The organism is Clavibacter davisi, from assembly GCF_052751415.1.
Window position 1 is genome coordinate 1,785,082 of the sequence record NZ_CP199882.1, and the last position, 24,781, is coordinate 1,809,862.

The 24,781-nt window shown below is 73.1% G+C and carries 23 protein-coding genes, 1 tRNA gene and 1 other RNA gene; 14 read left to right on the top strand and 11 right to left on the bottom strand.

From position 1 onward, the window contains the following. Positions 1-50: 50 nt before the first annotated feature. The 4 genes from ACU4ZT_RS08485 to aceE all read right to left on the bottom strand — a co-directional run bounded on the left by ACU4ZT_RS08485 (position 51) and on the right by aceE (position 6,128). Positions 51-1,064, bottom strand: a complete 1,014-nt coding sequence (locus tag ACU4ZT_RS08485; protein ID WP_063071896.1) for a beta-ketoacyl-ACP synthase III — start codon at positions 1,062-1,064, stop codon at positions 51-53. Between the two features lie 31 nt (positions 1,065-1,095). After that, positions 1,096-2,016 carry an ACP S-malonyltransferase gene (locus ACU4ZT_RS08490; protein WP_445337020.1) on the bottom strand — a complete coding sequence of 307 codons (921 nt, stop codon included), beginning with the start codon at positions 2,014-2,016 and terminating at the stop codon, positions 1,096-1,098. A 94-nt stretch (positions 2,017-2,110) separates the two neighbouring features. After that, positions 2,111-3,385: a PucR family transcriptional regulator gene (locus ACU4ZT_RS08495; protein WP_445337021.1), complete on the bottom strand. Its 1,275-nt coding sequence runs from the start codon at positions 3,383-3,385 to the stop codon at positions 2,111-2,113. A gap of 16 nt (positions 3,386-3,401) precedes the next feature. Beyond that, entirely contained in the window at positions 3,402-6,128 is a 2,727-nt protein-coding gene (gene aceE, locus ACU4ZT_RS08500; RefSeq protein ID WP_445337022.1) for a pyruvate dehydrogenase (acetyl-transferring), homodimeric type, read from the bottom strand. A gap of 226 nt (positions 6,129-6,354) precedes the next feature. Here aceE and ACU4ZT_RS08505 point away from each other — a divergent pair, with 226 nt between their 5' ends. Further along, the gene (locus ACU4ZT_RS08505) at positions 6,355-6,828 is read left to right on the top strand and encodes a peroxiredoxin (protein WP_063071892.1); all 474 of its coding nucleotides are present in this window, start codon (positions 6,355-6,357) and stop codon (positions 6,826-6,828) included. Between the two features lie 18 nt (positions 6,829-6,846). On the opposite strand, the gene ACU4ZT_RS08510 is transcribed toward ACU4ZT_RS08505, so the two are convergent. Next, positions 6,847-7,536 (bottom strand): DUF1345 domain-containing protein, encoded by a 690-nt coding sequence (locus tag ACU4ZT_RS08510; RefSeq protein ID WP_063071891.1) that lies wholly within the window; start codon positions 7,534-7,536, stop codon positions 6,847-6,849. A gap of 91 nt (positions 7,537-7,627) precedes the next feature. Here ACU4ZT_RS08510 and ACU4ZT_RS08515 point away from each other — a divergent pair. Further along, positions 7,628-7,700: transfer RNA gene (locus tag ACU4ZT_RS08515), tRNA-Val, on the top strand. Here ACU4ZT_RS08515 and ACU4ZT_RS08520 read toward each other — a convergent pair. Further along, positions 7,660-8,400, bottom strand: a complete 741-nt coding sequence (locus ACU4ZT_RS08520) for a TetR/AcrR family transcriptional regulator (protein WP_445338645.1) — start codon at positions 8,398-8,400, stop codon at positions 7,660-7,662. The two genes, ACU4ZT_RS08515 and ACU4ZT_RS08520, sit on opposite strands and share 41 nt — an antisense overlap. Between ACU4ZT_RS08520 and ACU4ZT_RS08525 the strand changes: the two genes are divergently transcribed. The 7 genes from ACU4ZT_RS08525 to rnpB all read left to right on the top strand — a co-directional run bounded on the left by ACU4ZT_RS08525 (position 8,399) and on the right by rnpB (position 12,712). Further along, positions 8,399-9,046, top strand: a complete 648-nt coding sequence (locus tag ACU4ZT_RS08525) for a biotin transporter BioY (RefSeq protein ID WP_445337023.1) — start codon at positions 8,399-8,401, stop codon at positions 9,044-9,046. The two genes, ACU4ZT_RS08520 and ACU4ZT_RS08525, sit on opposite strands and share 2 nt — an antisense overlap. Beyond that, on the top strand, positions 9,043-9,729 hold the full coding sequence (locus ACU4ZT_RS08530; protein ID WP_063071889.1) for an energy-coupling factor ABC transporter ATP-binding protein: 687 nt from the start codon (positions 9,043-9,045) through the stop codon (positions 9,727-9,729). Before ACU4ZT_RS08525 ends, ACU4ZT_RS08530 begins: the two co-directional genes overlap by 4 nt. After that, positions 9,726-10,331, top strand: coding sequence for a CbiQ family ECF transporter T component (locus ACU4ZT_RS08535; RefSeq protein ID WP_063071888.1), 606 nt, complete (start codon positions 9,726-9,728; stop codon positions 10,329-10,331). Before ACU4ZT_RS08530 ends, ACU4ZT_RS08535 begins: the two co-directional genes overlap by 4 nt. A 72-nt stretch (positions 10,332-10,403) precedes the next feature. Continuing rightward, complete coding sequence (locus tag ACU4ZT_RS08540) at positions 10,404-10,601, top strand: hypothetical protein (protein ID WP_063071887.1); 198 nt, start codon at positions 10,404-10,406, stop codon at positions 10,599-10,601. A 49-nt stretch (positions 10,602-10,650) separates the two neighbouring features. Beyond that, positions 10,651-11,478: a Nif3-like dinuclear metal center hexameric protein gene (locus ACU4ZT_RS08545; RefSeq protein ID WP_063071953.1), complete on the top strand. Its 828-nt coding sequence runs from the start codon at positions 10,651-10,653 to the stop codon at positions 11,476-11,478. Between the two features lie 75 nt (positions 11,479-11,553). After that, complete coding sequence (locus ACU4ZT_RS08550) at positions 11,554-12,288, top strand: zinc ribbon domain-containing protein (protein WP_445337024.1); 735 nt, start codon at positions 11,554-11,556, stop codon at positions 12,286-12,288. A 43-nt stretch (positions 12,289-12,331) separates the two neighbouring features. Continuing rightward, an RNA gene (rnpB, locus tag ACU4ZT_RS08555) (RNase P RNA component class A) lies at positions 12,332-12,712 on the top strand. Positions 12,713-12,790: 78 nt separating this feature from the next. Here rnpB and ppgK read toward each other — a convergent pair. Beyond that, positions 12,791-13,612 carry a polyphosphate--glucose phosphotransferase gene (gene ppgK, locus ACU4ZT_RS08560; RefSeq protein WP_063071885.1) on the bottom strand — a complete coding sequence of 274 codons (822 nt, stop codon included), beginning with the start codon at positions 13,610-13,612 and terminating at the stop codon, positions 12,791-12,793. Between the two features lie 74 nt (positions 13,613-13,686). Between ppgK and ACU4ZT_RS08565 the strand changes: the two genes are divergently transcribed. Beyond that, positions 13,687-13,869, top strand: coding sequence for a hypothetical protein (locus tag ACU4ZT_RS08565; protein WP_063071884.1), 183 nt, complete (start codon positions 13,687-13,689; stop codon positions 13,867-13,869). A 9-nt stretch (positions 13,870-13,878) separates the two neighbouring features. Here ACU4ZT_RS08565 and panB read toward each other — a convergent pair whose 3' ends face one another. Next, on the bottom strand, positions 13,879-14,748 hold the full coding sequence (gene panB, locus ACU4ZT_RS08570) for a 3-methyl-2-oxobutanoate hydroxymethyltransferase (RefSeq protein WP_063071883.1): 870 nt from the start codon (positions 14,746-14,748) through the stop codon (positions 13,879-13,881). Positions 14,749-14,833: 85 nt separating this feature from the next. On the opposite strand from panB, the gene glnA (ACU4ZT_RS08575) reads away from it, so the two are divergent. Continuing rightward, positions 14,834-16,171: a type I glutamate--ammonia ligase gene (glnA, locus tag ACU4ZT_RS08575; RefSeq protein ID WP_063071882.1), complete on the top strand. Its 1,338-nt coding sequence runs from the start codon at positions 14,834-14,836 to the stop codon at positions 16,169-16,171. A gap of 58 nt (positions 16,172-16,229) precedes the next feature. Beyond that, entirely contained in the window at positions 16,230-19,250 is a 3,021-nt protein-coding gene (locus tag ACU4ZT_RS08580) for a bifunctional [glutamine synthetase] adenylyltransferase/[glutamine synthetase]-adenylyl-L-tyrosine phosphorylase (protein ID WP_445337025.1), read from the top strand. Positions 19,251-19,373: 123 nt separating this feature from the next. Here the strand turns inward: ACU4ZT_RS08580 and glnA (ACU4ZT_RS08585) are convergent, their stop codons facing one another. Next, positions 19,374-20,798: a type I glutamate--ammonia ligase gene (glnA, locus tag ACU4ZT_RS08585; protein ID WP_063071880.1), complete on the bottom strand. Its 1,425-nt coding sequence runs from the start codon at positions 20,796-20,798 to the stop codon at positions 19,374-19,376. 193 nt (positions 20,799-20,991) lie between these two features. On the opposite strand from glnA (ACU4ZT_RS08585), the gene ACU4ZT_RS08590 reads away from it, so the two are divergent. Beyond that, positions 20,992-21,420 carry an RDD family protein gene (locus ACU4ZT_RS08590; protein ID WP_063071879.1) on the top strand — a complete coding sequence of 143 codons (429 nt, stop codon included), beginning with the start codon at positions 20,992-20,994 and terminating at the stop codon, positions 21,418-21,420. 37 nt (positions 21,421-21,457) lie between these two features. Here ACU4ZT_RS08590 and ACU4ZT_RS08595 read toward each other — a convergent pair whose 3' ends face one another. Then, on the bottom strand, positions 21,458-22,174 hold the full coding sequence (locus ACU4ZT_RS08595) for a J domain-containing protein (RefSeq protein ID WP_063071878.1): 717 nt from the start codon (positions 22,172-22,174) through the stop codon (positions 21,458-21,460). A gap of 54 nt (positions 22,175-22,228) precedes the next feature. Next, complete coding sequence (locus ACU4ZT_RS08600) at positions 22,229-22,939, bottom strand: DUF4191 domain-containing protein (protein ID WP_063071877.1); 711 nt, start codon at positions 22,937-22,939, stop codon at positions 22,229-22,231. 348 nt (positions 22,940-23,287) lie between these two features. Here ACU4ZT_RS08600 and ACU4ZT_RS08605 point away from each other — a divergent pair, with 348 nt between their 5' ends. Further along, positions 23,288-24,775 carry a protein kinase domain-containing protein gene (locus tag ACU4ZT_RS08605; RefSeq protein ID WP_445337026.1) on the top strand — a complete coding sequence of 496 codons (1,488 nt, stop codon included), beginning with the start codon at positions 23,288-23,290 and terminating at the stop codon, positions 24,773-24,775. Positions 24,776-24,781: the final 6 nt, after the last annotated feature.

Genomic DNA, 24,781 nt, shown 5'->3' on the forward strand with positions numbered 1-24,781 from the left:
GTGTATCTCCTCGTGGTTCGTGATGACCGGAACAGCTTATGGGGCGGGACTCAGGGCAGGACGACGACCTGCGCGCCGAACACGAGTCCGGCGCCGAATCCGATCTGCAGGGCGAGGCCGCCCGAGAGCGACGGGTCCTCCTCGAGCAGGCGGTGGGTGGCGAGCGGGATGGAGGCGGCCGACGTGTTGCCGGTGGTCTCGATGTCGCGCGCGATGGCCACCGTATCCGGAAGGCCGAGCTGCTTGGCGAACTCGTCCACGATGCGCATGTTCGCCTGGTGGGGGATGAACGCGGCCAGCTGGTCAGCCGTGATGCCCGCGCGGTCGAGCGCCTCCTTGGCGACCTTGGCCATCTCCCAGACCGCCCAGCGGAAGACCTTCTGGCCGTCCTGGCGGAGGGTGGGCCACGCGGACCCGTCGCGCATGCTCTTCAGGGTGCCGGTCATGCCGACGGCGTCCCAGTTGGAGCCGTCGGAGCCCCACACGGTGGCGGAGATGCCGGGGGTGTCGCTCGGGCCGACGATCGCAGCGCCCGCGCCGTCGCCGAGCAGGAACGAGATGGAGCGGTCGGTGGGATCGACGATGTCGGACAGCTTCTCCGCGCCCACCACGAGCACGTACTCCGCGAGACCCGAGCGGATGAAGGAGTCCGCCTGCGCGATGCCGTACGTGTAGCCGGCGCACGCGGCCGAGATGTCGTAGGCGGGCGCCGGGTTCGCGCCGATGCGGTCGGCGAGGAGCGCGGCCATCGACGGCGTCTGCACGGTGTTGCTCACCGTGGAGACGAGGACGATGCCGATCTGCTCGGGCCGGATGCCGGCCTTCGCGATGGCCTCGAGCGAGGCGGTGGTCGCGAGGTCGACGGCGTCGACGTCCGCGCCCGCGCGCTTGCGGGTGACGATGCCGGTGCGCTGGCGGATCCACTCGTCGGACGAGTCGATGGGCCCGACGAGGTCGTCGTTGGGGACGTCGAGCTCGCCGCGGGCGGCGCCGAGGCCCCAGATGCGGGTGAAGCGCTCGACGACGGGCGCGGTCTGGATGGTGGGGCGGGGCTGGGCGGTCATGTGTCCCTGTTCGGTGTCGGGTGCGGCGGGATCAGGCGTGCGCGTCGAGCATGTCGATGGCCGCCGGGAGGTCGTCGGGCGTGGAGAGCGCGAGGGTCGGCAGCCCCTTGAGGCCGCGCTTGGCGAGTCCGGTGAGGGCGCCCGCGGGAGCGACCTCGATGAGCCCGGTGACGCCGGCGGCGTCGAAGGCCTCCATGCAGAGGTCCCAGCGCACCGGGCTCGCGACCTGGCCCACGATGAGGTCGAGGTAGGCGGCACCGGAGTCGACCCGGCTGCCGTCGCGGTTCGTCCACACGGGGAAGCGGGGGTCGCGGGGCGCGAGCGGGGCGACGGCGTCTCGGAGCGCGTCCACCGCGGGCGCCATGTGGTGGGTGTGGAAGGCCCCCGCCACCTGGAGCGGGATGACGCGCGTCCCCCGGAGCGGGTCGGCCTGGAGGGCCGCGAGGGCCTCCGGCTCGCCGGCCACGACGATCTGGCCGCCGCCGTTGTAGTTGGCGGGCTCCAGGCCCAGCTCCGCGAGCCGCGCCAGGACGGCGTCCTGGTCGCCGCCCACGACGGCGCTCATGCCCGTGCGCGTGGTGGCTGCGGCCTCGGCCATCGCATCGCCCCGCGTGCGGACGAGGGCCATGGCCTCCGTGTCCGTGAGGATCCCGGCGCCCGCCGCCGCGGTGATCTCGCCCACCGAATGCCCGGCGATGCCGGCCACGTAGGCGTCCCGGCCGTCGGCGAGGAGCGCCCGGAGGGCCATGATGCCCGCCGCGACGATGAGCGGCTGCGCGACGGCGGTGTCGCGGATGGTGTCCGCGTCCGACGTGGTGCCGTGCGTGACGAGGTCGAGCCCGGCCGCGTCGCCGAGCTCGCCGAGGAGCCGGGCGTGATCGGGGTGCTCCAGCCACGGGGAGAGGAATCCGGGCTTCTGGGAGCCCTGGCCGGGGCACACGACGATGATCATCCGTCCATCCTCCCAGCGTGCGCGAGCCGCGTCGGAGTCGAGGTCCTACAGAGGATCCTCCACGACGTTGTGACGAGGCCACACGATCGGCGGGTCACCGGGCCGCCTGGCGCTTCGGCCGCGTCCGACCGGGCGTCTGCTGCTTGGGCACGACGGTCCCCGCCTCGGCGATGCTGCCGATGATGAGCGCCGCCTGGAGGATGAGCGCCTCGCGGGCCCCCGTCGCATCCCAGCCGATGACGTCCGACACGCGCTTCAGGCGGTACCGCACGGTGTTCGGGTGCACGAACAGCTCCCGCGCGGTCGCCTCGAGCGACCGACCGGTGTCGAGGTAGCACCACAGCGTCGCGAGCAGCTCGGTCGAGTGCGCCTGGAGGGGCTTGTAGATGCGGTTGATGAGGGTCGAGCGCGCGAGCGGATCGCCGGCGAGGGCGCGTTCGGGGAGCAGGTCGTCGGCGAGCGTGGGTCGCGGGGCGTTGCGCCAGGAGCGCGCGACGGCGAACCCCGCGAGGGCGGCCCGCGCGCTGCGGGAGGCCTCGACCAGGCTCGGCACCTCGTGGCCGAGCACGAGGTGGCCGTTCCCGAACTCCGGCTCGAGCTGCGTGGCGATCTCGAGGAACGCGACCTGCGTCGCCTCCGCCTCCGGGACCTCCGGATCCGCCACCGCGGGCGACGCGCGCCCGATCACGAGCACGAGTCGGCTCCCCTGCACGCCGATGAGGACGTCGGCGTCGAGGTGCCGCGCGGTGCGCCGGAGCTGGTCGACGTCGAGCACGGGGGGCGCCGTGCCGACGAGGACGGACACCTCGCCGTGTCCGTGCCACCCGAGGGCGGCGATGCGGGACGGCAGCTCGTCGTCGTACTCGCCCGAGAGGATGCTGTCGACCACGAGCGCCTCGAGCCGAGCGTCCCAGAGGCCCCGGGCCTCGGCGGCGCGGGCGTACACGTCGGCCGCGGCGAAGGCGATCTCCCGGGAGTAGAGCAGGATCGCGTCCCGCACCGTGCGGTGGCGGTCGCGGACGCGATCCTCGACGACCTCCACGGTGACGCGGATGAGCTGCAGCGTCTGCTGCAGCGTCACCGAGCGCAGGAGCTCGCGCGGCGCCGCGCCGAAGACGTCCGCCGCGATCCAGGGCGTGGAGTCCGGGTCGTCGTACCAGTGGATGAACGACGTGATGCCGGCCTGCGCCACGAGCCCGACCGCGGACCGCCGCCCGGGCGGCATCGCGCCGTACCAGGGCAGCGTGTCCTCGAGCCGCTTGAGCGTCGCGCTCGCCAGCTCGCCCGAGAGGGACCGGAGCCACGTCAGCGTCTCCGCCTTCGTCTCCCCGGTCTCCACGTCGGTGTCGTGCCGGTCGCTCGTCGTCACGTCAGGTCGGCGCAGCTCACGCCTCGCCGCCCGCCGATCCGGTCGTGCCGGCGGTGACGTCCAGCAGGCGGTACTTGTCGATCGCCCACTTCGGCGCGTCCCGGTCGACCTTGCCCTGCTTGGCGAGGCGCTGCAGCGTCTTCACGACCATCGACGGGCCGTCGATCGCGAAGAAGCGGCGGGCCGCCGGGCGCGTGTCCGAGAAGCCGAAGCCGTCGGCGCCGAGCGTCGAGTAGTCGCCGGGGACGAACTGGCGGATCTGGTCGGGCACCGCGTGCGAGAAGTCGGTGACCGCGACGAACGGGCCCTCGGATCCGCGGAGCTTCTCCTCCAGGTACGGCACGCGCTCATCGGAGTGCGGGTGGAGCAGGTTGTGCTCCTCGGCCGCCAGGCCGTCCCGGCGGAGCTCGCCCCAGGACGTGACGGACCAGACGTCCGCGGACACGCCCCAGTCGTCGGCGAGGAGCTGCTGCGCCTCGAGGGCCCACGGGACGGCGACGCCGGAAGCCATGAGCTGCGCCTTCGGGCCGTCGACCCAGCCGTCCTTGAGCTTGTGGATGCCGCGGACGATGCCGTCCACGTCCACGCCCTCGGGCTCGGCCGGGTGGATGATCGGCTCGTTGTACACCGTGAGGTAGTACATGACGTTCGGGTCCTCGTGCTCGCCGCCGTACATGCGCTCGAGGCCGGTGCGCACGATGTGCCCGATCTCGTAGGCGTACGCCGGGTCGTAGGAGACGACCGCGGGGTTGGTTGCCGACAGGACCAGCGAGTGGCCGTCCGCGTGCTGCAGGCCCTCGCCCGTGAGCGTGGTGCGGCCGGCGGTCGCGCCGATGAGGAAGCCGCGCGCCATCTGGTCGCCCGCCGCCCAGATCGCGTCGCCCGTGCGCTGGAACCCGAACATCGAGTAGAAGACGTAGATCGGGATGAGCGGCTCGCCCTGCGTCGAGTACGTGGTGCCGAGGTTCGTGAACGCCGCCAGCGCGCCCGCCTCGTTGATGCCCACGTGCACGATCTGGCCCTGCGGGCTCTCCTTGTAGGACAGCAGCAGCTCGCGGTCGACCGACGTGTAGTGCTGGCCGTTCGGGTTGTAGATCTTCGCCGTCGGGAAGAAGGCGTCGATGCCGAACGTGCGGGCCTCGTCCGGGATGATCGGGACGACGCGGTTGCCGAAGTCCTTCGCGCGGATCAGGTCCTTGAGCAGCCGGACGAACGCCATGGTCGTGGCGATCTCCTGCGTGCCGGAGCCCTTCTTGGAGATGCGGTAGGCCGAGTCGTCCGGCAGCGAGATGGCCGTGTGCTTCGTGCGGCGCTCGGGGGAGTACCCGCCGAGCGCGCGACGGCGCTCGTGCATGTACTGGATCGCCTCGTCGTCCTGGCCGGGGTGGTAGTACGGCGGCAGGTACGGGTCCTCCTCGAGCTGGGCGTCCGTGATCGGCACGCGCATCTCATCGCGGAACTGCTTGAGGTTGTCGAGCGTGAGCTTCTTCATCTGGTGGGTCGCGTTGCGGCCCTCGAAGCTCGGGCCGAGGCCGTAGCCCTTGACGGTCTTGGCGAGGATCACCGTGGGCTGGCCCGTGTGCTCGCTGGCCGCCTTGAACGCCGCGTAGACCTTGCGGTAGTCGTGGCCGCCGCGCTTGAGGTTCCAGATCTGGTCGTCGGTGTAGCCCTCGACGAGCTTCGCGGTGCGCTCGTCGCGCCCGAAGAAGTTCTCGCGGATGTAGGCGCCGCTCTCGGCCTTGAAGGTCTGGTAGTCGCCGTCGGGCGTGCGGTTCATCAGCTCGAGGAGCGCGCCCTCGGTGTCGCGGGCGAGCAGGTCGTCCCACTCGCGACCCCAGACGACCTTGATGACGTTCCAGCCGGCGCCGCGGAAGAAGCTCTCGAGCTCCTGGATGATCTTGCCGTTGCCGCGGACGGGTCCGTCGAGGCGCTGGAGGTTGCAGTTGATGACGAAGTTGAGGTTGTCGAGCTTCTCGTTCGCCGCCACCTGGAGCTGTCCGCGGCTCTCGACCTCGTCCATCTCGCCGTCGCCGAGGAAGGCCCAGACCTGCTGGTCGGAGGCGTCCTTGATGCCGCGGTTGGTGAGGTACTTGTTCGCCTGCGCCTGGTAGATGGCGTTGATGGGGCCGAGGCCCATCGAGACCGTGGGGAACTGCCAGAACTCCGGCATGAGGCGGGGGTGCGGGTAGGACGACAGCCCACCGCCCTCGTGGCTCTTCTCCTGGCGGAACCCGTCGAGCTGGTGCTCGCTGAGACGTCCCTCCAGGAAGGCGCGCGCGTAGGTGCCGGGGGAGGCGTGGCCCTGCACGAAGACCTGGTCGCCGCCGCCCGGGTGGTCCTGGCCGCGGAAGAAGTGGTTGTAGCCGACCTCGTAGAGGGCGGCGGAGGAGGCGTACGTGGCGATGTGCCCGCCGACCGCGATGCCGGGACGCTGCGCCCGGTGCACGGTGACGGCCGCGTTCCAGCGGATCCACGCGCGGTAGCGGCGCTCGAGGTCCTCGTCACCGGGGAAGTCGGGCTCGTTCTCCGGCGCGATGGTGTTGATGTAGTCCGTGGTCGGGACCATCGGCACCCCGAGGTGCAGCTCCTTCGAGCGCTTGAGGAGGCTGAGCATGACGTCGCGCGCGCGACCCCGACCCTGCGCCTCGACGAGCCCGTCGAGGGACTCGTTCCATTCGGCGGTCTCTTCCGGATCGCTGTCGGTGTGGTTCACCGAGTACGGATCCTGGTCGTTGACAGTCACCCTCGACCTCTTCCTGTGGTGTGCAGACATCGTCTTCGGTGCCACGGGGCTCGAAGGGTGCGAGACCGCGCGTACGCCGAGGGCAAGCCTACCCATGCGGACCGACGGTCACCGACGGCGGCCGGGAGCGGCGCGGCGGCGGCGCTGGACATCGCGGGACCCCGGCGTAGGATCGGTCCTCGTGCCAGACAGGGGACATCTGCCGGCACGGAAGGAACCGCACCCCATGGCCCTGGCCAACGACACACAGGCTCCCGACTTCGAGCTCGCCAACCAGTTCGGCGAGCGGGTCCGGTTGAGCGAGTACCGCGGTCATCGCGCGGTCGCCCTCGTCTTCTTCCCCCTGGCGTTCTCCGGGACGTGCACCGGCGAGATGTGCCAGCTCGAGGAGAACCTCGGCATGTTCGCGGACAGCCGCGTGGAGCTCATCGGCATCAGCGTCGACAGCAAGCACACCCTGCGGGCCTGGGCCGAACAGCAGGGCATCGACTTCCAGCTCCTCGCCGACTTCTGGCCCCACGGCCAGGTCGCCAAGGAGTACGGCGTGTTCCTGGAGGGGAAGGGCTTCGCCAACCGCGCGACGTTCCTCATCGACACGCGGGGCATCATCCGCCGCAGCTTCATCACGGCTCCGGGCGAGGCGCGCGAGCTCGACGCCTACCGCTCCGCCATCCGCGACCTGGCTCTCGTCCCCGCCTGATGCCGTCGTCGCCCGCCGTCAGCTGAGGATGTTGACGGCCCGGGCGATGACGAGCGCGAGGATCACGAAGCCCGCGAACGCCTGCAGCGCCATGAGGCCCTTGGCCCGGTGCGACAGCGGCATGACGTCGGTGGGGCTGTACGCCATGGAGTTCGTCAGCGAGAAGTACGCGTAGTCGACGAAGCCCGGCACCCAGTCGGCGTGCTCCGACGACCGTCTGGCCACCTCGGAGACGGCCCCCGCGTCCTCGTCCTGGGGGAAGCGGAAGTCCGCCGGCGCGAGCGACGCCCGGGCGTGCGCCCGGCGCGCGACGGGGCCGCCGCGGTCCATCTCCCAGTAGACGAGCGCGAAGGCCAGCATGTTCGTCGTCCACACCTGCAGCGCCGTCAGGAGCAGCTCCGGACCCGCCTCCGAGGCGTCGACGAGGGCCACCACGAGCACCACGAGGCTCACCTGGTTCGCGACGAGCAGGAGACCGCCGAGGGCGAGGCCGAGCCCGCGCGACCAGGCGGTCTCCCGATCGAGGCGGCGCGGGTTGAGCACGACCAGCGGGACGAGCAGGGCGACGGCGGCGACGACCACGGCGATCCGCACGCCCGGGGGCACGGCGGTCGGCGCAACGCCGTAGAGCGCGACCGCGGCGAGGAGGCCGGCCGCAGCGGGCCAGCGGGATTCCGCGACCGTGCGGCGCGAGGGGTGGGTGGGCACGGGGGAGAGGCTACGGCGCTCCCCGTCCCCCGAGCGGGGGCGCGCCGACGCGGTCGGCTAGCATGGCGGGGCGTCGGATCCCCGGCCGCCCGGGCCCTTAGCTCAGTTGGTAGAGCGCCACGCTTACACCGTGGATGTCGTCGGTTCGAGCCCGGCAGGGCCCACCCCGGATCCCGTCTCCCGCCCGCGGAGCGACGCCAGGCCGCGCACCAGCAGGTCGATCCCGAAGTCGAAGCCGTCCCGCGCGTCGCCCCCGCGGTGCTCGTCGGCCGCGATCACCCCGAGGCGGGCGAGCTGGGTCCGCTGCTGCTCGTGGGTCACGTGGCCGAGCACGAAGTGCAGGAGCGCGTCCGCCGCGCGATCGGCGGCACCGGCGGCGAAGCCGGCACCCGCGACCGCCGCCGCGAGCGCGTCCCGGGCATCCGCCGCGCCGAGGCCCAGGGCCGTCGTGCTGGCGACGACCTCGGCGCCGTCGCGGTGCGCGAGGAGCGCCAGGCGCAGCGCGGACGCCTGGTCGCGGATGGCCGCCGTGGCGTCGCCCGGGGCGTCCGCGCCTCCGCGGTGCCGCGCCGCTCCGGCCACGATGCGGTCGGCCACCGCCGCCAGGAGGGTCTGCTTGTCCGGGTAGTGCCAGTAGAGCGCGCTCGGCTGCACGTCGAGGGCGGCGCCGAGCCGGCGCATCGTGAGGTCGGGGAGGCCGTGCTCGTCGAGGAGCCGGAGGGCCGCCGCGGCGACGTCGTCGCGGGTGAGACGCCTCCCGCCGCGCGCGTCCGCCATGCGCTCACTATAGTGAACGGCGTTCAGGAGCCGGTCCGGCTCCCGCTGCCGACGACCTGCCGTCGCGCCGATCCGAAGGATGCCCATGACCCCGTCCTCCCTCCCCGCCCGGGGCTTCGAGCGCGCGGAGCGCACGCCCCGCGTCGACGCCACCAACCTGGCCCGGGTCGCGGTCCTGGCCGCCGTGATCGCGGTGCTCGGGCTCCCCGGCGGCATCAGCGTGCTCGGCGGCGTGCCCATCACCGCGCAGACCCTGGGCGTGATGCTCGCCGGCGCGATCCTCGGCCCGTGGCTCGGCGCCCTCTGCATCGTCGTGCTCCTGCTGCTCGTCGCCGTCGGGCTGCCGCTCCTGTCCGGCGGCGCCGGCGGGCTCGGGGTGTTCGCCGGGCCGAGCGCGGGGTACCTCGTCGGCTGGATCCTGGGCGCGTTCGTGATCGGGCTCGTGGTGCACGCGGGAGGGCGACGACCCGTCGCCTGGCGCACGGCGGTCGGCATGGTGGCCGGCGGCATCCTCGCGATCTACGCGGTCGGCATCCCCGTGCAGAGCGCGGTGACCCGCCTGCCGCTCGGCGAGACCGTCCTCACGAGCCTGGTGTTCCTGCCGGGGGACGCGATCAAGACCGTCATCGCGACGGGGATCGTGATGACCCTGGTGCGCGGCTACCCGCGCGCCTTCCGCCGCCGCGCCGGCTGGACCCGGGCCCGCGACGCGCGAGCGGTGCCGACGACGTGACGCCTCCCGCCCTGCGGCTCGAGGGCGTGGGCGTCCGTCTGGGCGACGTCGACGTGCTCGCGGACGTGACCCTCGACCTCGACGCGCGGACGGTCGCCGTGGTCGGCGAGAACGGCTCGGGCAAGAGCACGTTCGCGCGGCTCGTCGGCGGGCTGGTGCGGCGGGACGCGGGCGACCTCCGCGTGCTGGGCCTCGATCCGGAACGCGACGCCCGCGAGCTGCGGCGACGCGTGGCCCTGGTGTTCAGCAACCCGGACGCCCAGATCGTGATGCCGACCGTGCGCGAGGACGTGGCCTTCTCGCTGCGGCCCGAGCGGCTGTCGCGGGCGGAGTCGGACGCGCGCGTCGACGCAGCGCTCGCGCGCTTCGGGCTCGGCGACCTGGCCGACAGGTCCGCGCACGACCTGTCCGGCGGCCAGAAGCAGCTGCTCGCCCTGACGGGCGCGTTCGTCCGGGGGCCGGAGCTGGTGATCGCCGACGAGCCGACCGCGTACCTCGACGCGCGCAACGCCCGTCGGGTCGCCGACCACCTGTTCGAGGACGGGCACCGGCTCCTCCTCGTCACGCACGACCTCGCCGCCGCGCAGCGCTGCGACGCCGCCGTGCTCTTCGCCGACGGGCGGGTGCGTCGGGTCGGGCCCCCCGCGGAGGTCGTCGCCGAGTACGAGGCGATGCTCGCATGACGGCGGGACCCTCGGCGGGACGCCTCGCCCGCATGCCCACCGGGCCCGAGCTCGTGCTCGTCGCGTTCGTCGTGCTCGGCGTCTCCGTCCTCCCGTCCACCTGGGCGGGAGCCGTCGCCGCCCTCGCCATCGCCATCGCCTGCTACGGCGCGGCCGGACTCGGCGACGGAGCGCTCGGGCTGCGGGCGCTGGGGCGCCAGGTGCGGGCGACGAGGTGGATCCTGCTGTTCACGCTGGTGAGCCAGCTGGTCCTCCTCGGCGTCGAGCCGGCGGTGTCGAACACCGCGCGCATCGCGGCGGCCATCGCCGTCCCGGGCCTCCTCATGCTGACGACCTCGACGACGGAGATCCTCGACGCGGTGGAACGGGGCCTCCGACCGGCCCGGCGGCTCGGGCTCGACTCCGAGCGGGTCGCGCTGCTGCTCGCGGTCACCGTGTCGACCGTGCCGGTGCTCGCGCGCCTCGCACGCGACGTGCGGGACGCGCAGAGGGCCCGCGGCGGGCGGACGGGCATCACGACCTCGGTCGTCCCGTTCCTCGTCCTCGCGCTGAAGCACGCCGACGACCTGGGCGACGCCCTGGCCGCGCGCGGCGTGCGCTGACCCTGCGGACGGCGGGTGCGCGGATCGTGCATCCGTTAGGGTCCTCACGGTCTTCCCCGCTACTGTTCCCCCATGAGCCCCGACACCGGCGACGACGAGGCCTCCCGGTCCGTGGTCGACGCCGCGACCCACGGATCGAGCAGGCACCCCGGTTCGTCGCAGCGCGCGCTGTGGCCGCTCGAGCCGCTCGTGCCCACCCCCGGGATCCTGCCCGAGGTTACGGCGGTGGGCGGCGGGGGCTCCGCATCGCGTGGCGGACGCCGCGGCTGAGGTCCTCCCGCGCGTCGGCGCCCGACGCCCCTTCGTTACGATGGGCGACGTGACCCACACCCTCGCCGACGCCGTCCGCGCCATCGAGGACGCCTGGCCGCCTGCGGGCGCGTCGGACTGGGACGCCTCGGGGCTCGTGAGCGGGGACCCCGCCCGCCCCGTGGAGCGGATCCACCTGGCCGTCGACGCCGTGCGCGCCACCGTCGACGAGGCCGTCGCCGCCGACGCCGACCTCCTGCTCACGCATCACCCGCTGCTCCTCCGCGGCGTCACGACCATCGCCGAGACCGGCTACAAGGGCGCCCTGCTCGCCGACCTCGTCCGCGCCGACTGCGCGCTCTACGCCGCGCACACCACGTCCGACGTCGTCGAGGAGGGCACGTCCGGGCGACTCGCCGCCCTGCTCGGCATCCCGCCGCAGAGCCTCCGGCCCCTCGAGCCCGCCGGGGACGGCGTCCGCGGCATCGGCCGGGTCGGCGACCTGCCCGCCGCGACGACCCTCGGGCGCCTCGCCGCCGAGCTCGCACGGATCCTGCCGCCCACGGCCACCGGCATCCGTGCCGCCGGCCCGTACGACGCCCCCGTGCGACGCGTGGCCCTGTGCGGCGGGGCGGGCGACTCGCTCCTGGGATCGCCTGCCGTGAGGGGAGCCGACGTCTACATCACCTCCGACCTGCGGCACCACCCCGCCAGCGAGGCCCGCGAGTCCGCCGCGCTCGCCGGCGGCACCCCGTACCTCCTCGACACGTCGCACTGGGCGAGCGAGTGGCTGTGGCTCGACGTCGCGGCGGACGCGCTCCGCGCTGCCCTGCCCGGCACCGACGTCACCGTCAGCGACATCCGCACCGACCCCTGGGACTTCGCCGTCACCCAGTGACGCACGCGGCACGGGCCGCACCCCGCACCACCGGCCGGCGCGCACGTCGCACCGCCGCACCACGAGAGGGAGAGCATGAAAGCCGATCCGAGCGTCCAGAAGGAGCTCCTCGACCTGCAGGAGATCGACACCCGGCTGACGCACCTGCGCGGCCGCCTCGCCCAGCTCCCGCAGCTGAAGCAGATCGACGCGCTGCAGCGCGAGATGGACGGCGTCCGACGCCGCCTCAGCGAGCGCACCGGCGTCGTCGAGGACGCGCAGACGGAGCTGGCGCGGATCGAGTCGGACGTGGCCGTCGTGCAGGCGCGCATGGACCGCGACCGCAGCCGCATCGAGGCGGGCGGCAGCTCCAAGGACGTGCAGGCGCTGGAGCGGGAGCTCGAGTCGCTGCTGCGCCGCCGCGACAACCTCGAGGAGGTCGAGCTCGAGGTCATGCAGCGTCTCGAGGAGGCGCAGGCCGCGCAGGCCGAGGTGTCCGTGGAGCGCGATGCCCTCGCCGACCGGATCTCGGCCCTCGAGGCGGAGCGCGACGCCGCCGCCGTGGAGCTGCGCGTCCAAGCCGAGCAAGCGCAGCAGGACCGCGACGCCCGGGCGTCGCGGTTCCCCGAGGACCTCCTCGCCCTCTACGAGAAGCAGCGCGCCCGCTACGGCGTGGGCGCCGCGATGCTCCACCGCGGCATCTCGCTCGGCAGCAACATCGCCCTCCACCAGAGCGACCTCGACGCGCTGCGCAAGCGCGCGCCCGACGACGTCGTCATCGACCCCGAGAGCAACGCGATCCTCGTCCGCACGGACGAGTCCGGCCTCTAGGCCGGCCGCCGGCCGAACCCTGCCCTAGACTCGTCCCCGCGGATGGGTCGGCAAGACGGTCGCGCCGCGGAGGATCCCGAGAGGGGGAGACCGCGTCGAGGAACGTCCGGGCTCCGCAGAGCAGGGCGGTGGGTAACACCCACCCGGGGCGACCCGCGAGACAGTGCAACAGAGAGCAGACCGCCCGTCGCGGAAGCGGCGGGTGAGGGTGAAACGGCGGTGTAAGAGACCACCAGCGGCCCGAGTGATCGGGTCGGCTATGCAAACCTCGCCCGGAGCAAGGTCGAACAGGGGACGCACAGGCTGCTCGTCCAGTCCCCGGGTAGACCGCTGGAGGGCTGCGGTGACGCAGCTCCGAGATAGATGGCCGTCCATGGTGCCTTGTGCACCGGGACAGAACCCGGCGTATCAGCCGGCCCATCCGCACCACGCGCCAGACGCGGAAGCGGCCGGATCCCCTCGGGGGTCCGGCCGCTTCCGTCGTGCGGGGCTGCGGTCCGCGTCAGTCCTCGGGCTTCGTTTTGTCCACGAGCTCGGCGGCGGGGGCGTGCGTGCTCGCGCCGACCGCGTGCGCGGCGAGGGCGGCCGCGCCCATGATCCCGGCGTTGTTGCGCAGCTCCGCCGGCACGATGGGCGTGCGGAGGCGCAGCAGCGGCAGGAAGTGCTTGTGGTTCTTGGAGACGCCGCCGCCGACGATGAACAGCTCCGGCCACATCAGCTTCTCGAGCTGGCCGTAGTAGACCTGCAGGCGCGCGGCCCAGCGCTTCCAGTTGAGGTGCGCGCGCTCCTTGGCGGCGTAGGACGCGCGACGCTCGAAGTCGCGCCGGCCGGCCACGTCCATGTGGCCGAGCTCCGCGTTGGGGATCAGGACGCCGTCGTGGATGAGGGCCGTGCCGATGCCGGTGCCGAGCGTCGTCATGATCACGAGGCCGCGCACGTCCTTGGCCGCGCCGTAGCGAGCCTCGGCGTAGCCGGCCGCATCGGCGTCGTTCACGAAGGTGATCTCGAGGCCCAGGCGCTCCTCGAACAGCTTCTCGGCCTCGAGGCCGATCCAGCTGGGGGAGACGTTGGCGGCCGACATGGTCGTGCCGTGGACGATCGCGGCCGGGAAGCACACGCCGAGCGGCGTGCCCGCGGGCACCTCGCCGAGCGCCTCGATGATCTGCGTGACGGTGGCCACGATGTCCTCGGGCTCGCCGCCCTGCGGCGTCGGGAGCTTCACGCGCTCGCTCTTCAGCTCGCCGGTCGCGACATCCACGATGGCGCCCTTGATCCCCGTGCCGCCGATGTCGATGCCGATTGCGGTCGTCGCGTCCTCGCTCATGCAAGCGACCCTACCGGCTCGTCCGACCGCGTCCCGCCCGCCCGACCGGGCCCGGCGGGCCTAGCATCGGCAGCATGAGCGACAGCGACGAGCAGTACTGGTACGACGACCGCACGGGCGAGGTGGAGAAGGGGATGCTGTCCCCTGGCGTCCACCGCATCGGCCCGTTCGCCACGGCCGAGGAGGCCGCCGCCGCGCCGCAGCGCCTGCGCGAGCGTTCGGAGCAGTGGGCCGCCGAGGAGCGCGACGCCGACTGACGGCCGGCCTCAGTCGGAGTAGCTCTCGGCCTCCGACGGGAAGGCGCCGGCGACGACGTCGTCCCGGTAGCGCGTGGCCGCGTCGAGCAGCACCTGGCGCATGTCCGCGTAGCGGCGCACGAACCGGGGCACGCGACCCGACGTGAGGCCCGCGAAGTCCGTCCAGACGAGGATCTGCCCGTCGGTGCCCGGGCCCGCGCCGATGCCGATCGTGGGGATCCGCAGCTCGGAGGTGACGCGCCGTGCGATCTCCTGCGGGACCATCTCCAGCACCACCGCGAACGCACCCGCGTCCTCGACGGCGCGCGCGTCGGCGAGCAGCGCCTCGGCCGCGTCGCCGCGCCCCTGGATGATGTGCCCGCCGAGGCCGTGCTCGCTCTGCGGCGTGAAGCCCACATGGCCCATCACGGGGATGCCGGAGGAGACGACCCGGCGGATCTGCTCCGCGCTCCGCACGCCGCCCTCGAGCTTCACGGCGTGCGCGCGCGCCTCCTTCATGAAGCGCACCGACGTGGCGAGCGCCTGGTCGGGGCCCGACTCGTAGGAGCCGAAGGGCAGGTCGGCGACGACCAGCGCGCGCTGGGCGGAGGCGGCCACGGCCCGCGCCAGCGGGAGGAGCTCGTCGACCGTGACGGGCACGGTCGTGTCGTAGCCGAGCACCGTGTTGCCCGCCGAGTCGCCCACGAGCAGGAAGTCGATCCCGGCCTCGTCGAAGACGCCGGCCGTGAGCATGTCGTAGCTCGTGAGCCCGGTGATCTTGAGCCCCTGCTCCTTGGCCCGGGCGAAGTGGCGGATCCGCACGCGCTTCGGTGCGGCGGAGGCCTCCGAGGGGAGGCGGGCGGGCTCGGGCGGGGTGACGGCAGCGTCGGGGCTCTGCATGTCCGCGAGTCTACGGGCGGGCCCCGTCGCGCTCCGCGCCGCCCCTGGTCAGCCGGTAGGTTGGACTCCGACGAGAGGGTGGTGGATGGACAAGCAGCGTGACTTCGTCCTGCGGACGATCGAGGAGCGCGGGATCAAGTTCGTGCGCCTGTGGTTCACCGACGTGACCGGCACCCTGAAGTCGGTGGCGATCGCCCCGGCCGAGGTCGAGGGCGCGTTCGCCGAGGGCCTCGGGTTCGACGGCTCCGCCATCGAGGGGCTCACGCGCTCCTACGAGGCCGACATGCTGGCCCACCCGGATCCGACGACGTTCCAGATCCTCCCGTGGCGCGGCGAGATCGACCCCACCGCGCGCATGTTCTGCGACATCTCCACGCCCGACGGTCAGCCCGCCATCGCGGATCCGCGCAACGTCCTGAAGCGCACGCTGGAGAAGGCGGCCGACCGCGGCTTCACCTTCTACACGCACCCCGAGATCGAGTTCTACCTGCTCAAGTCGAGCGAGTTCGGCGTCGACGGCCCGGAGCCGGTGGATGCGGCGGGCTACTTCGACAACGTCCCCGGCGGCACGGCGCACGACTTCCGCCGCCGCTCGGTGCGCATGCTCGAGGACCTCGGCATCTCGGTGGAGTTCAGCCACCACGAGGCGGGGCCGGGCCAGAACGAGATCGACCTCCGCTACGCCGACGCGCTCACCACGGCCGACAACATCATGACCTTCCGCACGGTCATCAAGGAGGTCGCGATCGAGCAGGGCGTGTACGCGACGTTCATGCCGAAGCCCCTCGCGCATCAGCCCGGCAGCGGCATGCACACGCACATGTCCCTGTTCGAGGGCGACGTCAACGCGTTCTACGCGTCCGGCGCCGAGTACCAGCTCTCGACCATCGGCCGCCAGTTCATCGCGGGGCTGCTCAAGCACGCCCCCGAGATCACGGCCGTGACCAACCAGTTCGTGAACTCCTACAAGCGCCTCTGGGGCGGCGGCGAGGCCCCGAGCTTCGTCACGTGGGGGCACAACAACCGCTCCGCGCTCGTCCGCGTGCCGCTGTACAAGCCGAACAAGGGCAACAGCTCGCGCGTCGAGTACCGCGCGATCGACTCCGCCGCGAACCCGTACCTCTCGTTCTCGCTCATGCTGGCCGCGGGCCTCAAGGGCATCGAGGAGGGCTACGAGCTCCCCGCCGAGGCCGAGGACAACGTCTGGAGCCTGAGCGACGCCGAGCGTCGCGCCCTCGGCTACGCGCCGCTGCCGTCGAGCCTCGACCACGCGATCCAGCTCATGGAGCGCTCCGAGCTCGTCGCCGAGACGCTGGGGGAGCAGGTGTTCAACTACGTGCTGCTCAACAAGCGGCAGGAGTGGCGCGACTACCGCGCCCAGGTGACGCCGTACGAGCTGCGCTCGAACCTCGAGATGCTCTGACGCGGATCCCCGCCCGACGCATCCGCAACAACATCCGACGACGAGGCCGGAGCACCCGATGAGACGCGGACAGACCCTGACCGGCGCGCTCGCGCGCGCCGGCTTCGCCCGGCTGAGCGAGGTGGGGGAGACCCTGGCCGAGGCGGCCGACCTCTCCGCGTGGGCCGAGGCCGACCTGGTGGAGGCGCTGACGCCGAGCGCGGATCCCGATGCCGCGCTCGATGCGCTCGTCCGGCTGCTGCGGCTCGACCCGGAGCGGACATGCGCCGTGCTCGACGACGCCGACGCGCGGCACCGGTTGGCCCGGGTGCTCGGATCCTCCGCCGGACTCGCCGACTTCCTGGCGCGGCATCCGGCCGAACTCGACGCCTTCGCCCTCCCGCTCGCGCACTCGCCCGCGCCGGGCGACGTGCGGGAGGTGCTGCTCGCCTCCGTGGGCGCGGTGGACGGCGTCGCCGCGATCACCGGGGCCGAGGCGCGCGCGGCGCTCCGCATCCGGTACCGCGCCCTCGTGGCCCGCGTGGCCGCGTGGGACCTCGTGCACCCGGACCCGCTCGTGGCCGTCCGACCGGTCACGGCCGCGTTGGCCGACCTCGCGGGCGCCGCGCTCGAGGCCTCGCTCGCGGTCGCCCGCGCCGAGCTGTCGGCGCCCGGCACCTTCGGCCGCGCCCGTCCCGACGAGATCGCGGCGACCCGCCTCGCCGTCATCGGCATGGGCAAGGCGGGGGCCCGGGAGCTGAACTACGTCAGCGACGTCGACGTCATCTTCGTGGCCGAGGCCGCGACGGACGCCGACGGCGAATCCGCGATCGAGCCCCATCGCGCGGTCGAGCTCGCGACGCGGCTGGCCGTGCTCACCATGCGCGGGATCGACGAGCACGAGGTCGAGCCCGCGCTCTGGGAGGTGGATGCGAACCTCCGGCCCGAGGGCAAGGCCGGCGCCCTCGTCCGCACCCTCGACTCGCACCTGGCCTACTACGACCGGTGGGCCAAGGACTGGGAGTTCCAGGCGCTGCTCAAGGCCCGGCCGCTGGCCGGCGACGCCGAGCTGGGGGAGCGGTACGCCGATGCGGTGGCTCCCCTCGTCTGGTCGAGCGCGTCCCGCGAGGGCTTCGTCGGTCAGGTCCAGCGGATGCGCACGCGCGTGACGGACAACATCCCCGCCGAGCAGCTGCACCAGCAGATCAAGCTCGGGCCCGGCGGCATCCGCGACATCGAGTTCACGGTGCAGCTCCTCCAGCTGGTCCACGGCCAGACGGACGAGCAGGTGCGGCAGCGCGGCACGCTGCCCGCGCTCGTCGCCCTCGCCGACGCGGGCTACATCGGTCGCGTGGAGGCCGGCGACTTCGCCCGCGACTACCGCTACCTGCGCCTGCTCGAGCACCGCCTCCAGCTCGAGCGCCTGCACCGCACGCACCTCATGCCCGTCGACGAGGAGCGGTTGCGCGCTCTCGCGCGCAGCACGGGCCTCGACGGGCGAGCAGAGGAGCTCGTCGCGCGGTGGACCGCCACCAAGACCCGGGTCCGCACGCTGCACGAGCGCCTGTTCTACCGCCCGCTGCTCGCCGCCGTCGCCTCCCTCCCCGAGGAGACGCTCGCCCTCACGAGCGACCAGGCCGCGGCGCGCCTCTCGGCCATCGGCTTCGTCGACGCGCGCGGTGCCCTCGCGCACATCCGCGCGCTCTCGCAGGGCGTGTCCCGGAGCTCCGCCATCCAGCGTCACCTGCTGCCCGTGCTCCTGCAGTGGTTCGCGGATGGACCGGATCCCGATCACGGCCTGCTCGCGTTCCGCCGGCTCAGCGAGGCGCTGGGCGAGGCGACGTGGTTCCTGCGGATGCTGCGCGACTCCGCGGGCGCGGCGCAGCGGCTGACGCAGGTGCTGTCCGGATCCCGCTACGTGTCCGAGCTGCTCGACCGCGTTCCCGAGGCGGCCGCGTGGCTCGCCCGCGATGAGGATCTGCGGCCCCGCTCCCGGGCATCGCTCGACGAGGAGGCGGTGGCCACGGTGAACCGCCACCCCACGGCCGACGCGGCGGCCGCGGCGCTCCGGACCCTGCGGCGCCGAGAGGTCCTGCGTCTCGCGATCGGCGCCATCGTCGGCGTCACGCACGTCGAGACCCTCGGGCCGTCGCTCGCGGACATCACCACGGCCACCCTGCGCGGGGTGATGCGCGCCATCCGCCGCGAGGACGGGCCGTGGCCCGAGTACGCCGTGGTCGCCATGGGCCGCTACGGCGGGGCGGAGCTCGGCTTCGGCTCCGACGCCGACGTGATGCACGTGTACCGCCCGATCGCCGGCATGGACCCCGACCTCGCCCAGCGCCGCGCGCAGCTCATCGTGTCCGAACTCACGCGCCTCACCGACGACTCGCGCCTGCCGCTCGACCTCGACACGGGCCTCCGACCCGAGGGCCGCAACGGCCCCGTCGTCCGCTCGTTCGCGTCCTACCGGGCCTACTACGAGCGCTGGTCGCTCACGTGGGAGGCGCAGGCGCTCCTGCGCGCACGTGGCGTCGTCGGCGACAGCGGGCTCATCGCGGACTTCACGGAGCTGGCGGACCGGATCCGGTACCCGGCGGCCATCGGCGAGGCCGACGTCCGGGAGATCAAGCGCATCAAGGCGCGCGTGGAGAACGAGCGGCTCCCTCAGGGCGCGGATCCGACGCGGCACCTGAAGCTCGGACGCGGCTCCCTCAGCGACGTCGAGTGGCTCGTGCAGCTCCTGCAGCTGCAGCACGCGCACGCGCACCCGGCGCTGCGCACGCCGACCACGCTCGGCGCCCTCGACGCGGCGGTCGACGCCGGGCTCGTCGCGCCGGATGACGCCGAGCGGCTGCGCGAGGCCTGGCTCCTGGCGTCCCGCGTGCGCTCGGCCATGACCCTCTGGACGAACCGCACGGCCGACGTCCTCCCCGCGGACCGCGCGGCGCTCGACGCCATCGCGCGCCTGCTGGAGTACCCGCCCGGATCCGCGTCGGTCCTGGAGGAGGAGTACCTGGGCGTGACGCGCCGGTCGCGCGCGGTGTTCGAGCGGCTCTTCTACGGGTTCGACGACCGCGTGGATCCGCTCGGGGCCTGACCCCGCGTCATCTCGCCCATCCGAGAGCCGCCCCATCGGCTTCCCGCGGACACGACGACGGGCCGCCCTCCCGGAGGAGGACAGCCCGTGCGTCACGCGCCCCGATGCGGGGCGGCGAGGGGATCAGACGCCGTAGTACAGCTCGAACTCGAACGGGTGCGGGCGCTGCGCGAGGGGCTTGATCTCCTTCTCGCGCTTGTACTCGATCCACGTCTCGATGAGGTCGGGCGTGAACACGTTGCCGGCCGTGAGGAAGTCGTGGTCGGCCTCCAGCGCGTCCAGAGCGGCGCCGAGCGACGCCGGCACCTGCGGGATGTTCTTCGCCTCCTCGGGCGGGAGCTCGTAGAGGTCCTTGTCGACGGGCTCGTGCGGCTCGATGCGGTTCTTGATGCCGTCGATGCCGGCCATGAGCTGCGCCGCGAACGCGAGGTAGGGGTTGCTCGACGCGTCGGGCGCGCGGAACTCGATGCGCTTCGCCTTCGGGTTGGTGCCCGTGATCGGGATGCGGATGGACGCCGAGCGGTTGCCCGCCGAGTACACGAGGTTGACGGGCGCCTCGAAGCCGGGCACGAGGCGGTGGTAGGAGTTCACCGTCGGGTTCGTGAACGCGAGGATGGCGGGCGCGTGCTTGAGGATGCCGCCGATGTACCAGCGCGCGACGTCCGACAGGCCGCCGTAGCCGGCCTCGTCGTAGAACAGCGGCTTGCCGTCGTTCCAGAGCGACTGGTGCGTGTGCATGCCCGAGCCGTTGTCGCCGAAGAGCGGCTTCGGCATGAACGTGGCCGTCTTGCCCCACTGCTCGGCCGTGTTCTTGACGATGTACTTGAACTTCAGGATGTCGTCCGCCGCGTGCACCATGGTGTCGAAGCGGTAGTTGATCTCGGCCTGGCCGCCCGTGCCCACCTCGTGGTGCGCGCGCTCGAGGATGAGTCCTGCGTCGATCAGCTTGAGGCTGATGTCGTCGCGGAGGTCGGCCTGCTTGTCGACCGGGCTGACGGGGAAGTAGCCGCCCTTGTACGGCGTCTTGTTGCCGAGGTTGCCGCCCTCCTCCTCGCGTCCCGAGTTCCACGCGCCCTCCTCGGAGTCCACCGAGTAGAAGCTCGTGTGCTGGTTCACCTCGTAGCGGACGTCGTCGAAGATGTAGAACTCGGCCTCGGGGGCGAAGAACGCGGTGTCGGCGATGCCGGACGCGGCGAGGAACTTCTCGGCCTTCTTGGCCACCTGGCGCGGGTCGCGGGCGTAGATCTCGCCGTTGCGGGGGTTGTAGATGTCGAACACCATGATGAGCGTGCGCTCGATGCGGAACGGGTCGACGTAGGCGGTCGTCACGTCGGGGATGAGCTGCATGTCCGACTCGTGGATGCTCGCGAAGCCGCGGATGGACGAGCCGTCGAACAGCTGGCCGACGGAGAAGAACTCCTCGTCGACGGTGGACGCGGGGATGTTGAAGTGCTGCTGCACCCCGGGGAGGTCGGTGAACCGGATATCGAGGAACTTGACGTCGGTGTCCTTGATGAACGCGAGCACCTCGGATGAGTCTCTGAACATGTGGTGTCTCCAAAAGGGGGCCGGAGCGGATGAGACTGACGGTTTCAGCCTCTCCGACCCTAGGGGGAAGGGGTTACCTCGCCATAACCGCCGTGTTTCCGCGATGTTACGCAGGCCGTCCCGGGCGCGTCGCCGACTGTCCGCATGCCCCGGAGATCAGGGGATCCACCGCCCGCGCGCCTAGGATCGATGCGTGCCCGCCACCCCGTACAGCCCCGAACTCGGCGATCCCGGACGGAACAGGTGGCCGGGGGAGCGCCTCGGCCTCCCGGAGCGGGGGCGGGGCTCCGTGGCCCGCGCCGGGCGGAGGATCGTCGGCGTGTGCATCGACTGGGCCCTCGCGGTCGTCGTGTCGTGGGCCTTCTTCTCCTACGACGCCACGGCGACGCTCGCGATCTTCGCCGTGATGCAGTACGTCCTCGTCGTCACGCTGGGCGGCAGCGTCGGCCACGTCGTCCTCGGCATGCGCGTGCGGCCGCTCACGGGCGGCTACGTGTCGCTCTGGCGCCCCGCGCTCCGCACCGTCCTCCTCTGCCTGGTGGTGCCGGCGGTGGTCTGGAACGCCGACCAGCGCGGCCTCCACGACGTCTTCTCCGGCACGGTCCTCGTCCGCACGTCGTGACCGCGGCACGCCCCCTCGGGGACGGTGCGGCTCGGCGTCAGCCGGGCTCGCACCCGAGGTAGACGAGCTCCGGGTCGACCCCGCCGAGCACCACGCGGGCGGGCGACCCGGCACGGACGGCGCCCAGCTCGCGGCTCTCGGTCTCGCGGCCGTCGTCCGTGCGCCCCGTGGTCACCTCGAAGCGCGCCAGGGCCGCGCTGCAGTCCTCGGGGGCCGTCATGTCCAGGAGCGTGCACGACGTGGTGTCGACGCACTCGCTCGCGCGGGAGGCAGGATCGAGGACCGGCACGACGACCGCGTCCCGTGTCAGGTCGGCGCCGATCGTCGTGAACTGCGCCCGCGTCGAGTCCTGGAACGTCACCAGGACCACCAGGATGCCCGCGAGCCCGCACACCGCGGCGATCGACGGCCCGAGGCCCCTGCGTGCGAGCTCGCGTCGGGATCGTCCGTAGGGATGGCGGCGCTCGGGTGTCGCGGTCACCGGCGGCGTCGCGTCGCGGGGGGCCGCCGCGGGACCCGGACGGGGAACCGCACCGGGATGCGTCGACCTCGGATCGCGACGCAGCAGCAGCGCATCGCGCGCGAGGGTGAGCTGGACGAAGCGCTCGTGTGCCGTGCGGAGCTGCTGCGGCGTCGCGCCGGGCAGCCGATCCGGATGCGTCTCCCGGGCCCGGCGCGCGTAGGCCCGGCTGATGGTGGGCCGGTCGGCGTCGACGGCGACCCCGAGCAGGGCCGCAGCGGAGACCGGATCCATGGGCTCAGTCTGCGCCGGGGCGAATGCCCGCGCAAACGGGCGACGAGAGGGGGATCAGCGGGCGCGCGACGGGCGCACCTTGAAGGGGTCCACGCCCTTCGGGATCGGCATGCTGTTCTGCCCGAGGGAGGTGAGCCGGTTGTTGACGGCCAGCACCTCCGCCTTCGTGATGGTGCGCGGGAAGCGCTGCAGCCGGCCGGCGAGCTTGTGCAGCTCGACGGAGTCGGCGTCGGGTCCCACGAAGACGAAGTGCACGGGCACGTTGGGGAGGACGCGTGCGATCTTGCGGCGCTCGTCCTCGAGCATGCGCGTCGTGCGGCTCTTGGGACCCTCGCCGATCAGCGCGACCCCGGGACGCCCGACGGCGCGGTAGACCGCGTCCTGGGACTTGCCGTTGACGGCGACCGGCATCTCGCTCCCGACCCAGCCGCGCTTGAGCGAGCTGCGGAGCACCACGCCGACGGCGCCGGGCTGGCCCTTGATCTGCAGGTACGCGGCGCGCTCGGCCTTGCGCCCGAGGACGATGAGGAAGGCGAGGATGCCGGCGAAGACGCCGGCGATCACGAAGAGGATCGCGGTGAGCCAGCTGCCGCCCGTCGCGAAGACGGCGAGCAGGATGCCGACGACGACGGGCCCGAGCAGCGCCAGGAGCATCCACCAGACCGAGCTCTTGTCGTACCGCCGGGTCATCTGGAAGACCTGCCACATCTGCTTGATGCGGCCGGGTTCCTTGGGCGCCTTCGGAGAGGCTGTCTTGCGGGCCATGGTGCCCAGGATACCCGGTGCCCGGGCACGTCCCGGCACCGCGCCACGTTGGCTCCCTCCCAGCCTCGCGAAGGCGACGCCATCCCCGACAGCAGCGGCGGAGCCGCCTCGACACGACGCGTCGCGCATGCTCCCCCTCCGAGGGGCCGCCCCTCCTCGACAGGGGAGCGGCAGCCGGGGAGGACGGTGGTCGTGCAGGGAGCACGTGAGGGAAGGCGGGGATCGCGGGAGACGCGCGCGCGGGACGGGGAGCGACGTCCCTCGCCACCGGGGCGGACGCCCGCCGCCGCTCGGCGCCGTGCGGGCACGGGACCCGTCGACGGCGCATCGGACATCGCCGGCTACCGGTTGGTCCGGCTCGTCGGCCGGGGCGAGCGCGCGCAGGTGTTCCTCGGTCGACCCACGGCGCGCCTGGGCGACGGCGAGGACCCCTCGGGCAACGTCGCGGTGAAGATCGTCCCCGCCACGCAGCGGAGTCGTGGCCACACCGAGATCCTCGCGCTCCAGGCGGTCGACTCCGAGCACGTCGTGCGCCTGCTCGACGTCGCGTCGCTCGCGGACGGCGGCACGTGCCTCGTCCAGACCCTGTGCGCCCGCGGCACCGCGGCGGCGCTCGTGGGCAGGAGGGGCGGCCTGACGCCCGGGGAGGTGGCGACCCTGCTGGCGTCCGTCCTGCGGGGTCTCGGCGACCTCCACCAGGTCGGCATCGCGCACGGGGCGCTCGACCTGACGCACGTCCTCCTGGATGGGACGGGGCGCCCGGTGCTCGGCGGGCTCGGATCCGCGCACCTGCCGGGCGGATCGGACGAGGAGGGAGCGGCCTCCGGACCCGGCCACGGCACGGACCCGATGGCGGACGACCTGGCCCGGGTGGCGCGCATGGCGGCTGCGCTCCGGATGCCCCATGACGGGGGGCCGCGATCCGCTGACTCCTCCTGGGACGACTGGCTCACCCGGCTCGACGACGCGGTCCACGGCGAATCGGACGCCACCGCGCACGACCTCGCCGATCGGCTGCTGGAGACCGTGGATGCGGCACCTCTGGCGGACATCGCGCTCCACCCGGCGGACGACGACCGGTGGCCCGTCGGCGGCGTACCCGGCGCCGCGGCGATCGGGCCGCTCCCCGACGGGCCGCGTGTCCCCCGGCGGCGCGAGAGGAGGGTCGAGGCGTCGAGGGGAGTCCTCCCGCGCGTCGCGCCTCGCCGCCATCGGGCGCCCCGGGAGACGCTCGGGCGCCGGTGCGCCGCCCGCCTGCGCATCGCCGGCGCCGCCGTCCGGCGCGAGACGGCGGCGGTGCGTCCGCGCGTGTGGGTGGGCGGCGCCGTGGCGCTCCTCGTCGCGGCATCCGGCGCTGTCGTCGTGCCGATGCTGGGCGCCGCGGCGCACGACGCCCCGCAGACGGCCGTCGGGCGCCCGACGCCCTCGACGGGACCGGGGACCGCCGACGGGATGCCGGAGCAGGTGCCGACGGACGTGGTGCCGGATCATCCCGACGCGGATGCGGCGGCCTCCCCGGATCCCGACGTCGCCGCGCCGGCGCTGCTCCGGCTTCGCGCGGCGTGCCTGCGCGCCGCCTCGGACGGATGCCTCCACGAGGTGGATCAGCCGGACTCCGCGATCGAGGACGCCGACCGTTCCCGGGCACGGTCGGGAGGGCCCGAGGGCTCCGAGCTGCACGCGTCCGACCGGTTGGACACGGCCCAGCGCCTCGGCGACACGGCGCTCATCACGATGCACGGGGACGCGGATGCCCCGGAACGCCGACCGGCCTCCCTCCTGATGGTCAGGGGGGAGGCCGGATGGCGGATCCGCGACCTGATGGACGACCGGTGAGGCCGA